The organism is Alphaproteobacteria bacterium LSUCC0684, from assembly GCA_041228335.1.
Taxonomy (GTDB): domain Bacteria; phylum Pseudomonadota; class Alphaproteobacteria; order Puniceispirillales; family UBA1172.
This window is the reverse complement of record CP166130.1, coordinates 392,243-404,381: the sequence shown is the minus strand read 5'-3', so window position 1 is coordinate 404,381 and position 12,139 is coordinate 392,243. Positions and strand designations below refer to the sequence as shown.

General features: G+C 51.5%; 13 protein-coding genes. 10 read left to right on the top strand and 3 right to left on the bottom strand.

All coding sequences use genetic code 11. From position 1 onward, the window contains the following. The first annotated feature begins 150 nt into the window (after positions 1-150). The 7 genes from uvrB (at position 151) to AB8880_01910 (ending at position 7,632) form a co-directional block, all read left to right on the top strand. Positions 151-2,238, top strand: a complete 2,088-nt coding sequence (gene uvrB / locus AB8880_01940) for an excinuclease ABC subunit UvrB (GenBank protein ID XDZ67093.1) — start codon at positions 151-153, stop codon at positions 2,236-2,238. Between the two features lie 401 nt (positions 2,239-2,639). After that, positions 2,640-4,547 carry an excinuclease ABC subunit UvrC gene (uvrC, locus tag AB8880_01935; protein XDZ66178.1) on the top strand — a complete coding sequence of 636 codons (1,908 nt, stop codon included), beginning with the start codon at positions 2,640-2,642 and terminating at the stop codon, positions 4,545-4,547. A gap of 67 nt (positions 4,548-4,614) precedes the next feature. Further along, positions 4,615-5,172: a CDP-diacylglycerol--glycerol-3-phosphate 3-phosphatidyltransferase gene (pgsA, locus tag AB8880_01930; GenBank protein ID XDZ66177.1), complete on the top strand. Its 558-nt coding sequence runs from the start codon at positions 4,615-4,617 to the stop codon at positions 5,170-5,172. After that, positions 5,156-5,677: a molybdopterin-guanine dinucleotide biosynthesis protein B gene (gene mobB, locus AB8880_01925; protein ID XDZ66176.1), complete on the top strand. Its 522-nt coding sequence runs from the start codon at positions 5,156-5,158 to the stop codon at positions 5,675-5,677. The genes pgsA and mobB overlap by 17 nt, the downstream gene beginning before the upstream one ends. Continuing rightward, entirely contained in the window at positions 5,677-6,921 is a 1,245-nt protein-coding gene (gene glp / locus AB8880_01920) for a gephyrin-like molybdotransferase Glp (GenBank protein XDZ66175.1), read from the top strand. The genes mobB and glp overlap by 1 nt, the downstream gene beginning before the upstream one ends. Further along, the gene (gene moaD / locus AB8880_01915) at positions 6,918-7,169 is read left to right on the top strand and encodes a molybdopterin converting factor subunit 1 (protein XDZ66174.1); all 252 of its coding nucleotides are present in this window, start codon (positions 6,918-6,920) and stop codon (positions 7,167-7,169) included. The genes glp and moaD overlap by 4 nt, the downstream gene beginning before the upstream one ends. 4 nt (positions 7,170-7,173) lie before the next feature. Then, a complete protein-coding gene (locus tag AB8880_01910) occupies positions 7,174-7,632 on the top strand; it encodes a molybdenum cofactor biosynthesis protein MoaE (GenBank protein ID XDZ66173.1) in 459 nt (152 codons plus the stop codon). Between the two features lie 25 nt (positions 7,633-7,657). Here the strand turns inward: AB8880_01910 and AB8880_01905 are convergent, their stop codons facing one another. Next, positions 7,658-8,539: a branched-chain amino acid aminotransferase gene (locus AB8880_01905; protein XDZ66172.1), complete on the bottom strand. Its 882-nt coding sequence runs from the start codon at positions 8,537-8,539 to the stop codon at positions 7,658-7,660. A 93-nt stretch (positions 8,540-8,632) separates the two neighbouring features. On the opposite strand from AB8880_01905, the gene AB8880_01900 reads away from it, so the two are divergent. The 3 genes from AB8880_01900 to AB8880_01890 are packed head-to-tail and all read left to right on the top strand — an operon-like array spanning position 8,633 to position 11,176. Further along, positions 8,633-9,142: a MarR family winged helix-turn-helix transcriptional regulator gene (locus AB8880_01900; protein ID XDZ66171.1), complete on the top strand. Its 510-nt coding sequence runs from the start codon at positions 8,633-8,635 to the stop codon at positions 9,140-9,142. A gap of 4 nt (positions 9,143-9,146) precedes the next feature. Then, entirely contained in the window at positions 9,147-9,869 is a 723-nt protein-coding gene (locus AB8880_01895) for a response regulator (protein XDZ66170.1), read from the top strand. Next, the gene (locus AB8880_01890) at positions 9,869-11,176 is read left to right on the top strand and encodes an ATP-binding protein (protein XDZ66169.1); all 1,308 of its coding nucleotides are present in this window, start codon (positions 9,869-9,871) and stop codon (positions 11,174-11,176) included. Before AB8880_01895 ends, AB8880_01890 begins: the two co-directional genes overlap by 1 nt. On the opposite strand, the gene AB8880_01885 is transcribed toward AB8880_01890, so the two are convergent. After that, on the bottom strand, positions 11,173-11,511 hold the full coding sequence (locus AB8880_01885; GenBank protein ID XDZ66168.1) for a tRNA-binding protein: 339 nt from the start codon (positions 11,509-11,511) through the stop codon (positions 11,173-11,175). The genes AB8880_01890 and AB8880_01885 overlap by 4 nt on opposite strands. Continuing rightward, positions 11,492-12,130 carry a hypothetical protein gene (locus AB8880_01880; protein XDZ66167.1) on the bottom strand — a complete coding sequence of 213 codons (639 nt, stop codon included), beginning with the start codon at positions 12,128-12,130 and terminating at the stop codon, positions 11,492-11,494. Before AB8880_01880 ends, AB8880_01885 begins: the two co-directional genes overlap by 20 nt. Positions 12,131-12,139 lie beyond the last annotated feature (9 nt).

Here is a 12,139-nt window from a genome sequence, read left to right as displayed (position 1 = left end):
TAGGGTTGGGCGAAATTTATACCTTTCATAAGATCATGCGGTGGACGGACGCAAGAAAAAATTGCATTATTCCAGCTCAGCCCTCTACCGTGATCAAACCACGGGGCTTATATTAACACCATGGAAACCGCATCATCCCTTGCCGATCCGATGAAGCCGCTCTTCGCCAGTGACGCTGAAGAGGTGATCCCCTTCAAGCTGCATAGCGAATTTCACCCATCGGGTGATCAACCCAACGCCATCAAGGAGCTTACCGAAGGGCTCATGCAACAGGAGCGTGATCAGGTCCTGTTAGGTGTAACGGGATCGGGCAAGACCTTCACCATGGCTCATGTCATCGCCACGATGAACAGGCCCTCCCTCATCTTGGCGCCAAATAAAACCCTGGCAGCCCAGCTTTATGGAGAGATGAGATCGCTTTTTCCTGAAAATGCCGTGGAATACTTCGTCTCCTACTACGATTACTACCAGCCTGAAGCGTATGTACCAAGGTCTGATACCTATATCGAAAAAGAAGCCACCATCAATGAGCAGATTGACCGGATGCGGCACAGCGCAACCCGGGCCCTGCTTGAACGCCGGGATGTGATCATTGTTGCTTCGGTATCCTGCATCTATGGCATCGGCTCGGTTGAGACCTATTCAAGCATGGTGATTCGGCTAAAGAAAGGGGAGACGATCGAACGGCAGGCACTTCTCAGGCAGCTTACTGACTTACAATACACCCGCAATGATGCCGGATTTCAGCGTGGATGTTTCCGTGTACGTGGCGATGTAGTTGAAATTTTTCCAGCGCACCTCGAAGATAGCGCCTGGCGCATTTCTCTTTTTGGTGATGAAATTGAAACCATCACTGGCTTTGACCCGTTAACAGGTCATCGGACAGGTGAACTCGAAAGCGTGCGAATCTTTGCCAATTCGCATTACGTCACACCCAAACCGACGCTTCAGCAGGCCAGTAAACTTATCCGACTAGAGTTGAAAGAACGCCTGACTGAACTTGAAGGCGCGGGCCGGTTGCTCGAGGCCCAACGACTTGAGCAACGCACCACATTCGATCTTGAGATGATTGAGGCCACCGGTGTCTGCAATGGGATTGAAAACTATTCTCGGTATCTTTCCGGACGTGGGCCGGGGGAGCCACCACCGACGCTCTTTGAATACCTGCCAGAGGATGCGCTACTTTTTGTTGATGAAAGCCATGTGACCGTGCCGCAAATCGGCGCTATGTTCAAAGGCGACAGAGCACGGAAAAGCACGCTTTCAGAACATGGTTTCCGGCTACCATCCTGCATGGATAACAGGCCGCTTAAATTTGAGGAATGGGAAGCCTTCCGGCCGCAAACTATCTTCATTTCTGCAACACCGGGGTCATGGGAACTGGAACGTACAGGTGGAGTTTTCGCCGAACAGGTGGTGCGTCCGACAGGTCTGATAGACCCGGAATGCATTGTCCGGCCAACAGAAAACCAGGTTGACGATGTGATAGCCGAATGCCTTGAAGCCGCCGCAGCCGGATCACGCGTGTTGATCACGACATTGACAAAGAAAATGGCTGAAGACCTGACGGAGTATATGCATGAGGCCGGGGTGCGAGTGCGGTATCTTCATTCAGATATTGAAACCCTTGAACGAATTGAAATTATTCGGGATCTGCGGCTTGGGGTCTTTGATGTGCTGATCGGAATCAATCTTCTTCGCGAAGGACTCGATATTCCGGAATGTGCATTGGTTGCCATACTTGATGCGGATAAAGAAGGATATCTTCGCTCACGAACTTCACTGGTTCAGACTATTGGCCGTGCCGCCCGGAATGTTAACGGAAGAGTTCTGCTTTATGCGGACACCATCACCGACAGCCTGGATTATGCGATCAGCGAAACCAACAGACGTCGCGCCAAGCAGAAGGAATATAACGCCAAGCACGGTATCACCCCGGAAACCGTCAGCAAGCAGATCGCTGATATTCTCGACAGCGTCTATGAGAGAGGCGACCGGGTTGAGGTTGATGCTGATGGCAAGGGAAGCCATATGGTCGGCAAAGATATTCGGCAGACAATCGCTGATCTGGAGCAGGCCATGCATAATGCCGCCGCCAACCTCGAATTTGAGGAAGCTGCCCGAATCCGAGATGAAATCCGCCGACTGGAAGCATCCGAACTGGAAATGGGAAGCAGCGCATCCATCGCCTTCAAGCGGCAGGAAAAACAACGCCGCCAACAGCGGCGCCCTGCTTAAGACGATGGTTATTCCTTAGAATACAGCCCCCTATCTTAAGGTATAATTAGGTAGTGCTAATTAATAGAACTTGAAGTAAGTGGGGTGAAATTATGCACAGAAAAAGACGATTGCCACAATTACGTAACCTTGCCGATAAAACCATGAATAAAAATTGTTATTTTTCCTATTGCAATCAATTATCATACTGTTTTAATTGATATATTTTGTATTTGCCTAAATTTTAAGCAAATACGACTTTTTGGCGGTTTCCTGCGATTCCTTGCCCTCTTCACTCCCCTTTTCCACATGGTTTTCCACAGGCTTCGTGGATTAACCAAACGGCACCTTGGCCGCCCGATTCTCACACTTCATTACAGCTTCTCGCTGGCAAACCGCTGATGTTGAGGTAAAGTAATGATATGGCAGAAAAAATCGAAAATATAACCGCATCACCAACAACAGATCTTCAGCGCGGGTTGAAAATTATTCGTGATACGGCCCGCAAACTGTCAGGTCAGCCTGGTGTCTACCGCATGCTGGATGGCGAAGGCAACGCCCTCTATGTCGGCAAGGCAAAGGCTCTTGACAAACGGGTGATGAGTTACACCCGAACCAATGCTCTCAGCAATCGGCTTACCCGGATGGTCGCGGAGACGATATCGATGGAGATCGTGACCACACGAACTGAGGTTGAAGCTCTGCTTCTTGAATCCAACCTGATCAAGACACTAAGACCTCGATATAACATTCTGTTACGGGACGATAAAAGTTTCCCCTATATCATGATCACCGGAGACCATGACTGGCCCCAGTTGGCCAAGCATCGTGGGCCACGTAAACGGAAGGCGGAATGGTTTGGCCCTTTTGCTTCCGCTAGTGCGGTGAATCGAACCATCACCGAGCTTACACGTGCTTTCATGCTCCGCACCTGTTCCGATTCAATTTTCTCTGCCCGTAGTCGACCTTGCCTGCAATATCAGATCAAGCGCTGCACAGCACCTTGTGTTGGGCGCATCAGCCCGGAAGATTATGCCGAACAAGTAAAACTGGCAGCCAGGTTTCTGAGTGGCGAGTCCCGAGAAGTGCAACGGGAATTTGCCGAACGAATGCACGCCGCCTCAGCCGAGCTCGAATTTGAGACAGCAGCCTTGTGGCGGAACCGTATCCGTGCCCTCACTACAATACAAGCGCATCAAGATATAAATCTACCCAGCGAGCTGAACGCTGATATCATCGCCATCCATCAGGAAAGCGGACGATCCTGCGTTCAAGTTTTCTTCATGCGCAATGGGTCGAACTACGGCACTAAATCCTATTTTCCCCGCCATGAGGCTGAAGATGGAAGCCCCCACGTCCTTGCTGCCTTTCTAGGTCAGTTCTATGATGACAAGCCAGCACCACCAGAAATTCTGGTCAACCTTCTGCCGGAACAAGCACCTCTTATCGCCAAAGCACTATCAAGCCGGGCAGATCGAAAGATACAGATCAGCGTACCGGCACGGGGGCATCGCCGCAATCTCATGCAGATGGCGGAACGCAACGCTCACGAAGCCCTTACGCGAGAGATGGCCCAGTCCAAGAATCAGCGAGCCATGCTTGAAGAGGTGCGTGACCTTTTTGATCTTGAAGACACGCCGGAACGCATTGAAGTTTACGACAACTCCCACATCCAGGGTAGCAATGCTGTAGGCGGGATGATTGTAGCCGGACCCGATGGTTTCATGAAGAACAGCTATCGCAAATTCAATATCGTCCGAGATGAAACCACTCCCGCATTTGGTGGCGACGACTTTGCCATGATGCGCCAAATGCTACATCGCCGGTTCCGCCGTGCAATGCGTGAAGACCCTGATCGCAAGACCGGTATCTGGCCTGATCTGGTTCTACTGGATGGTGGTAAAGGGCAACTTTCATCAGCACTTGAGGTGATGGATGATCTCGGCATTACGGATGTTCCCGTTGTCGCCATTTCCAAGGGACCAGATCGCAACGCCGGGCGTGAGGAGTTCCACCAGCCAGGAAAAGATCGTTTCTCCTTGCCTCTTAATACGCCAGTGCTGCATTTTCTCCAGCGGCTAAGAGATGAAGCGCACCGCTTTGCGATTGGTGCCCATCGGGCGAGAAGGCAGAAATCTGCCGTAAGCTCCCCACTTGACCAAATACCGGGTATCGGCGCAAGACGCAAAAAAGCTCTTTTGTCTCATTTCGGTTCTGCTCGGTCCGTAGCGCGGGCAGGCATACCTGACCTGATGCAGGTAGACGGCATCAGCCGGCATGTGGCTGAGACGATCTATGGCTGGTTTCATGACAACAGCAATTCATCCTGATGCCTGATAAGACTGGTCACAACTCTCGCCAGTCGCTAGAGTGTGCGTAGATTTTTAGGAAACGGACATGATCAGGAAACTGCCCAACACAATCACCATCTTCCGGATCACCTCCAGCGCAAGCATTCCACTGCTCATTGCGGCCGGAGATGAAGATCTGCGATTTTTCGGCCTTGTTCTTTTCACCATTGCAGCAATAACAGACTGGCTTGATGGCATGCTGGCTAGACAGTTTGATGCGGTCTCCAATCTTGGTCGCATGCTTGATCCCATTGCCGATAAACTACTCGTTGCCGGTTGCCTCCTGGCTCTAGCGGTGAGCGACAACTGGGGATGGTTGATGTTTCTGCCAGCGTTGTTGATACTTTTTCGTGAAGTTTTCATCTCTGGCCTGCGGGAGTTCATGGCCGGAAAACAGGTGGTGATCCACGTCACTCCCCTGGCAAAAATCAAAACAACCCTGCAGCTCATTGCAATAGGTTTTGCCATCGGCTCACCTCTGACACCCACAGAATGGTATATTGCCAATATTACAGTCGGACTGATGTGGACTGCATCTATCCTGACAATGATGACGGGGTGGGATTATTTCAGGAAGGCAATCAGCCATGACGCCTCTGCCTAATGCGTCCAGACATAGCATGGTGTTCGGCCTTGCCGGATTTTCAGGCTCCGGAAAGACAACTCTTGCAGAAAAATTGATCCGTATCCTGACCCAGCGTGGGTATAGCGTTGCAAGTATCAAGCATGCGCATCATGCCTTCGACCCCGACACACCAGGCAAGGACAGCTGGCGTCACCGCAAAGCTGGGGCAACACAGATGCTTATCTCCTCCTCCCTGCGCCGGGTACATTTCATCGAAACACCTGACAGGGATGAAGCCGACCTCAATACCCTGCTGGGTGAACTTATGCCCACCGACATCGTTCTTGTTGAAGGTTTCAAGGATACCGATTTCCCTAAAATCGAAGTCTGGCGGGCTGAGACAGGCAATGCTTTTCTTTACCCCGAAAGGCCGGGTATTTTTGCCGTCGCCGCCGACACACCCCTTCCAGACTGTCCCCTTCCGGTGCTCGATCTTAATGACGCAGCCACCATAGCCGACACACTCATCAAAGGCTTTGACTGATGGATGATAGCCGCCGCCACGACAAGCCGCTGAACGACGCCCTGGACATCATTCTTGATCAGGTTAAGACAGTAACTGAAACCGAAATCCGTCCGCTTGAAAAATGCCTTGGCCGTATTTTGAGAGAAGATGTCATCGCACCTATCAATGTTCCGCAGCAAGATACAGCTGCCGTTGATGGCTATGCCTTTTATGCCGATGACATTGCTGATAAAAACCTTCCCTTGCCTGTGCTCGGATCCATCAAAGCCGGCCACCCCTATCAGGGCACGGCTCACCGAGGGTCGGCGTACCGCATCTTCACGGGCGCCCCTATGCCTGCCGGACCGGATACAGTGGCAATGGAAGAATATTGCACCACCGAAGAAGACGGGAGGATAACCCTCCCTCACGGGATCAGGAAAGGGGCAAATTTCCGTCCAATGGGGGAGAATGTGCGCGCTGGCGATACCGTACTAAGGGCAGGAAGCCGACTTGGACCTTCAGAAATCGGGCTTGCCGCAGCGGTCGGTGTAGACCGGCTTGAGGTATCTTCACCACTCAAGATTGCTGTCCTTTCCATGGGAGATGAAGTCCAGGAAACAGGGAGCAAGCAAGGTTTTGAGAAAGGTATGATCCACGATTCAAACAGACCAATGCTGAAAGCGCTGATGACAACAGATCAGTTCAGTGTCCTTGATGGCGGGATTATTCCGGATGATCGTACAATTCTGACCAGAGCCTTTGCTGACCTCCTTGCCAATGCCGATGTGCTCGTCACTTCAGGCGGCAGTTCGGCAGGTGAGGAAGATCATGCAAGACAGGCGATTATAGATAATGGCGGACTGATTGATTTCTGGCGCCTGGCTATGAAGCCAGGGCGGCCGATGGCAGTCGGACGTATTGGTAACAAGCTGGTATTCTGCTTGCCTGGCAATCCAGTTGCCGCCTTCGTTTGTTACAGGCTTCTTGTTGCCCCGGTGCTGACACGACTTGAAGGTGGGACAATAAAACCGGTGATGAAAATCACTGTTCCAGCAGCCTTTTCACATAAACATAAACCTGGTCGCGCTGAATACCTGCGCGCACGGCTTGCACCTCGAGAAGATGGAATTCTGGCTGTTACGCTTCATGGACGTGCCGGTGCGGGCGTGCTTTCCTCATTGACCGGCGCTGACGGCCTGGTTGAAATTCCAGCCGATATTGGCGATGTTAAGGAAGGAGATCCTCTGCCCTTTATTCCGCTGAGAGAACCTGCGTTATGAAACTGATGTATTTTGCGTGGATGCGTGAACACATAGGCACCGCTCATGAGGAGCGCACTCTGCCAGATCGGGTCAAAACCGTAGCTGAGCTGATTGCTCACCTGCGTGAGCAGAGCCCGGGTCATGCTGCAGCACTTGGCAATATGGATGTTGTCCGCGTTGCCATCAATCAGGAATATTGCGATCTTGATGCTGCTGTTGCTGACGGAGATGAAATTGCTTTCTTTCCCCCGGTAACTGGAGGCTAGAAACATGCCGGTGCGTATCCAGCATGAAGATTTTGACATCGCCGTCGAAACCCGCATTCTTGGTCAACATGGACCGGGTGGATTTCCCGGCGCCATAGTTACCTTCACCGGCCTTGTTCGAGACATGGCAAAAGGTAGAGAAATTACTGCCATGACTCTCGAACATTATCCTGGCATGACCGAAAGTGAACTTTCGCGCATCCATGATGAAGCCATATCACGATGGCCACTTAGCGGTGCGGTGATCATCCATCGGGTTGGACGTCTCTTGGCAGGTGAACAAATCGTCTTTGTCGGTTGCGCGTCTCCACACCGGGATGCCGCCTTTGAGGCAGCCCGCTTCATGATGGATTTCCTGAAAACGGATGCACCCTTCTGGAAGGCGGAGGAGAGTGATGGTCGCACCACCTGGGTGGATGCAAGAGAAAGCGACACAGCCGCACGAGATCGCTGGAAAAGCTAGAAAGACCTCACACCCTTCCCCGAAATCAACTTTCCCCCCGAACCAGCGCAGCATACGCGTCCATGATATTTCGGCTGAATGCACCTGGGTTGAAGTTATATTCACCAATACGGGAAACAGGTGTGACTTCAGCTGCTGTCCCGGTAAGGAAACATTCCGCTACCTGACTAAGCTCTTCTGGCTTTATATGACGTTCAATGACATCATACCCCATATTCTTAGCAAGTTTGATGACAGTCTGGCGGGTAATTCCATTGAGGAAACAGTCGGCTTCGGGTGTATGTATCTTGCCATCCTCCATCAGGAAAAAGACGTTGGCGCCTGTCGCCTCAGCCACATATCCGCGATAGTCCAGCATCAGCGCATCATGGAATCCCTTTTTTTCTGCTCCGTGCTTGGAAAGAGTACAGATCATGTAAAGGCCTGCTGCCTTGGCATGAACCGGAGCCGTTTCCGGGCTTGGGCGTTTCCAGTCAGCGATTCCTAGCGTGATACCTTTCATCTTGGTTTCGGGATCAAAATAGCTGGGCCATTCCCAGGCTGCGATCAGCACATGTGTTTTGGATTGCTGGGCGGAAACCGCCATCATCTCGCTACCTCGCCATGCAACAGGACGAATATATCCATCAACGATATTGTTCGCCTCCATCACCGCCTTTTTAGCTACAATGATTTCCTCATCGGTAAATGGAATGGCAAAATCAAGAATGCGTGCAGATTCCCTGAACCGGCGAGTATGCCACTCACTTTCGAAGATCGCTCCGTTATAGGCACGCTCCCCTTCAAATACCGAGCTTGCATAATGTAGCCCGTGGTTAAGTGCATGCGTTTTTGCATCACGCCATTGGACCATCTCGCCATTGAACCAGATCAAGCCATCACGGTCATCAAAAGGTAGTATTGCCATGGTTGCAGCCTTTCGGAAGTCAGGAACACCATGCGGGTATCCCTTGCGTTATATTCTTGTCAAATTGAACATAAAGCGCGAAGATAAGTCAACATGACTGACATAAAAACGCATCATAATCCTCTTTTCCTCCGCGAAGATGAATTGCGCTACAGCATTGAGCTTTTGTTTTTCGCCTATCGTGATTTCACCGCCGAAGCCGATGCTATCCTCGAAAAACGAGGACTCGGCCGAGCTCATCATCGGGTGATCTATTTTGTTGGTCGCAGCCCCGAGATCACGGTCAGCGAGCTCTTGTCGATTCTCAATATCACCAAGCAATCGCTTGCCCGCGTGCTCAACCGCCTAGTCGATGATGGGTATGTCATGCTGGAACAGGGGGTTAGCGACAAACGCCAGCGCCTGCTGTCATTAACAGACAAAGGTTATGAGCTGGAAAAGGAACTTACAGATGTTCAGAAGAGGCGGTTTACCCGCGCCTACAAGACGGCTGGTTTTAACGCGGTGGAAAGGTTTTTGGATGTCATGCGGGAAATGTTGGATGAGGAGACCAAACCATTAATCCGGCCTGAACGTGTGGGTAGTTTCCCACCTGGAAAGTAATCTCATGACCTCGATAGAAAACCCTCACATTCTGGTGATTGACGATGACAATCGCCTGCGTGAACTTTTAAGACGTTTTTTACGAGAACAGGGCTTTCTTGTAACCACCGCAGCTTCTGCAGAAGAAGCCCGCATACGGCTTGAAGGCATGCATTTCGATATGCTGGTTGTTGATGTCATGATGCCCGGGGAAAGCGGCCTTGATCTGGTCCGGGACCTTAAATCTTCGGGCATGTCCTCACCCTGCCTGATGCTTACCGCGATGGGAGAGCCAGGTCAACGTCTGCACGGTCTTGAAAGCGGCGCCGCTGACTACATGACCAAACCGTTTGAGCCGCTTGAGCTTGCCCTGCGGCTAAGAAATATTCTGGGGCGACAGGCCACGCCAGATACTCCCACATCCGGAGAAAGCAGGATCGTCCATTTTGGCCCGCATCATTTTGATCTTGGCCGCCAGCTTCTAATGACAGGAGGACAACGCCGACATCTGACCTCATCTGAAAAAGCACTGCTTTCTTGCTTTGGGGAAAACGCCGGCAAGGTCTTATCTCGGGAGGGACTTTCAGCTATGCTTGGGGGCACGATGGAAGGCCGGAGCATTGATGTTGCCGTTGCTAGATTGCGTCGCAAACTTGAACCCAATCCAGGCAGGCCGATCTATCTTGTTACTGCACGCGGACAGGGATGGGTGCTGGAGACAGATAAATCCTTTGGGGAAGGATCCTGATGAAAGCCAATACCATACTGCCGAAAACACTGTTTGGCCGGATGCTGTTGATCATCCTGACACCGATGATCCTGGTGCAGATTGTTACGGTATTGATTTTCTATGAACGACACTGGGATACCGTCACCCGCTATATGGCCGGTAATCTTGCATCAGACATTCATGTCATCGTAGACCGCTTTGCCGTAGATCAGGGCAAGGTCGGCTTTAATGAAACAGCAGCCTTTGCCAGCAAATATTTTTATTTTAATCTTGCCTGGCATGAGAAAGCGATCCTGCCGAGAATTGAAAACGCTCCCTATACTTATGCCAGCGATATGCTCCATCAGTCTCTCGAAAGCAGACTGGGCAATCCTTATGTGCTTGATTTGCATCGTAATGATGATCTGGTGTCCATTCATGTCCAGTTTCCCGATGGGGTGCTTGAGATAAAATCCAGTCGGAAACGCATCTTCAGCAGCACATCCTGGCTGGTGATATTATGGACAGTCAGCACTTCGGTCTTGCTCTTTGCTATCGCCCTGCTTTTTCTTCGTGGGCAAGTGCGCCCGATCCGGCGACTTGCCAAGGCAGCTCGCCAGGTTGGTCTCGGCCGCCCGGCGCCGGACTACCGGCTTGAAGGTGCCCGTGAAGTTCGGCTTGCCGGGAGGGCCTTTCAGGCCATGCATCAGCGTATTCAGCGCCAACTTGTTGAACGCACAGAGATGCTGGCCCAGGTTTCCCACGACCTTAGAACACCACTCACTCGGATGAAACTCCAACTTCAGTACATCCCGGAAAGCGAAGACAAGGCCGGTCTGAAAAAAGATATTGCCGACATGGAAGCCATGATCACGGGCTATATTGATTTTGCCAATAGCGCCGTAGCCGAGCAGATGGAAAGTCGGGACGTGACCGAAATTGTCAAGGACAGCATTGCTGGCTTCAATCTTCCCGATACTGTCCTTGTGATGACCACGCCTGATACAAGTGTGCCCGCTATTCAACTCCGTCCAAGGCTGATCCGCCGTGCTATCGATAACCTGATCGGCAACGCCATCCGTTACGGTAGCCGAACGGAAGTCAGCATCGAACGCGATGAGGAGCAGATTCAGATACTCGTTGATGACGACGGCCCCGGAATTCCAAAAGAACACCGGATTGGTGTTCTCCGTCCTTTTACTCAACTTGACCCTAAAGGTGGCAGTAAAGGTGCGGGGCTTGGTCTTTCAATCGCTAATGACGCTGCTCTGTCCCATGGAGGGCTGTTGCTACTCAGCGACTCACCTATGGGCGGACTACGAGCACGACTTCAGTTGCCGATCTAATGCATCCTGGCGCCATTTGGCGCAGGCTTTTCCACACCGAGCAGGATAACGCGTCCTTTTTCATCCGAAACACCAAGTGTCAGCACTTCGGACATGAACGGCCCAATCTGCCTGGGTGGAAAATTGACCACCGCCATGACTTGAAGGCCGATGAGGTCATCTTTGGTGTAATGATCAGTGATCTGAGCCGATGACTTTTTGGTCCCAATCTCTGCTCCGAAATCTATCGTAAGTTTCCACGCTGGCTTGCGGGCTTCTGGAAAATCATCCACTGCCGTGATCGTGCCCAGACGTATATCGATCTTCATGAAATCTTCAAAACTGGCTAGATCCATGATCTCCTCTCTCGCGGTCATCCGGGATAAGTCGGAAAGAAACAGCAAGGCTTTCTGCCTGCTTCAGTCTTGTGTCAAGGGCACGGGATGTTGCCGCCAGGTCTGATGTCTCGTCTTTCATCCAATCACGTTGGCAGGTCAGCGCCACAGCAGAAAGACCTTTGACACGTAGCATGCCGGTCAGGCCGTCGCCAGCTCCACCTGCGAGCCGCAGAAGTGAATGCATGGCATGATTCAAGCGCAAGATCAGCATACCACCCAAGATCGGGTTCCTGCAGGATGCCTTGTTGAGATGGTTGATTGCCATCTTGTAAGGCGCATAGGCTTCAAAGCGAACGATCAGACCTTCTAGGATCTTTTCCCGCACACTTGCTTCGGGGTCTTCAGCAAAATCTTCAGCAAGACCGAAGATTATTTTATCATCCATATCGCGAATTCCCTGATCAACCAGCACCGACATATCAGTGAAAAGGCGATGTAGTAATCCAGCATCAATCCGGGCTTCGGTGGCAACCTCATCGAGGGTAAGTGTTTCAAACGGATGCGTGTTGAGGAGCGCTAGTCCAGTTTCCCCCGCCAACCGGCGGGTCGCATCTATATTTTTCGTAGTCTCAGTCATGCCCATACC

Bases quoted from the DNA above. Each gene is read 5' to 3' on its own strand.
- uvrC (XDZ66178.1), top strand. From the start codon at position 2,640: ATGGCAGAAAAAATCGAAAATATAACCGCATCACCAACAACAGATCTT.
- mobB (XDZ66176.1), top strand. From the start codon at position 5,156: ATGACGCCTCTGCCTAATGCGTCCAGACATAGCATGGTGTTCGGCCTT.
- AB8880_01910 (XDZ66173.1), top strand. From the start codon at position 7,174: ATGCCGGTGCGTATCCAGCATGAAGATTTTGACATCGCCGTCGAAACC.
- AB8880_01885 (XDZ66168.1), bottom strand. From the start codon at position 11,511: ATGGATCTAGCCAGTTTTGAAGATTTCATGAAGATCGATATACGTCTG.
- AB8880_01890 (XDZ66169.1), top strand. From the start codon at position 9,869: ATGAAAGCCAATACCATACTGCCGAAAACACTGTTTGGCCGGATGCTG.
- AB8880_01895 (XDZ66170.1), top strand. From the start codon at position 9,147: ATGACCTCGATAGAAAACCCTCACATTCTGGTGATTGACGATGACAAT.
- AB8880_01900 (XDZ66171.1), top strand. From the start codon at position 8,633: ATGACTGACATAAAAACGCATCATAATCCTCTTTTCCTCCGCGAAGAT.
- pgsA (XDZ66177.1), top strand. From the start codon at position 4,615: ATGATCAGGAAACTGCCCAACACAATCACCATCTTCCGGATCACCTCC.
- glp (XDZ66175.1), top strand. From the start codon at position 5,677: ATGGATGATAGCCGCCGCCACGACAAGCCGCTGAACGACGCCCTGGAC.
- moaD (XDZ66174.1), top strand. From the start codon at position 6,918: ATGAAACTGATGTATTTTGCGTGGATGCGTGAACACATAGGCACCGCT.
- AB8880_01905 (XDZ66172.1), bottom strand. From the start codon at position 8,539: ATGGCAATACTACCTTTTGATGACCGTGATGGCTTGATCTGGTTCAAT.
- uvrB (XDZ67093.1), top strand. From the start codon at position 151: ATGAAGCCGCTCTTCGCCAGTGACGCTGAAGAGGTGATCCCCTTCAAG.
- AB8880_01880 (XDZ66167.1), bottom strand. From the start codon at position 12,130: ATGACTGAGACTACGAAAAATATAGATGCGACCCGCCGGTTGGCGGGG.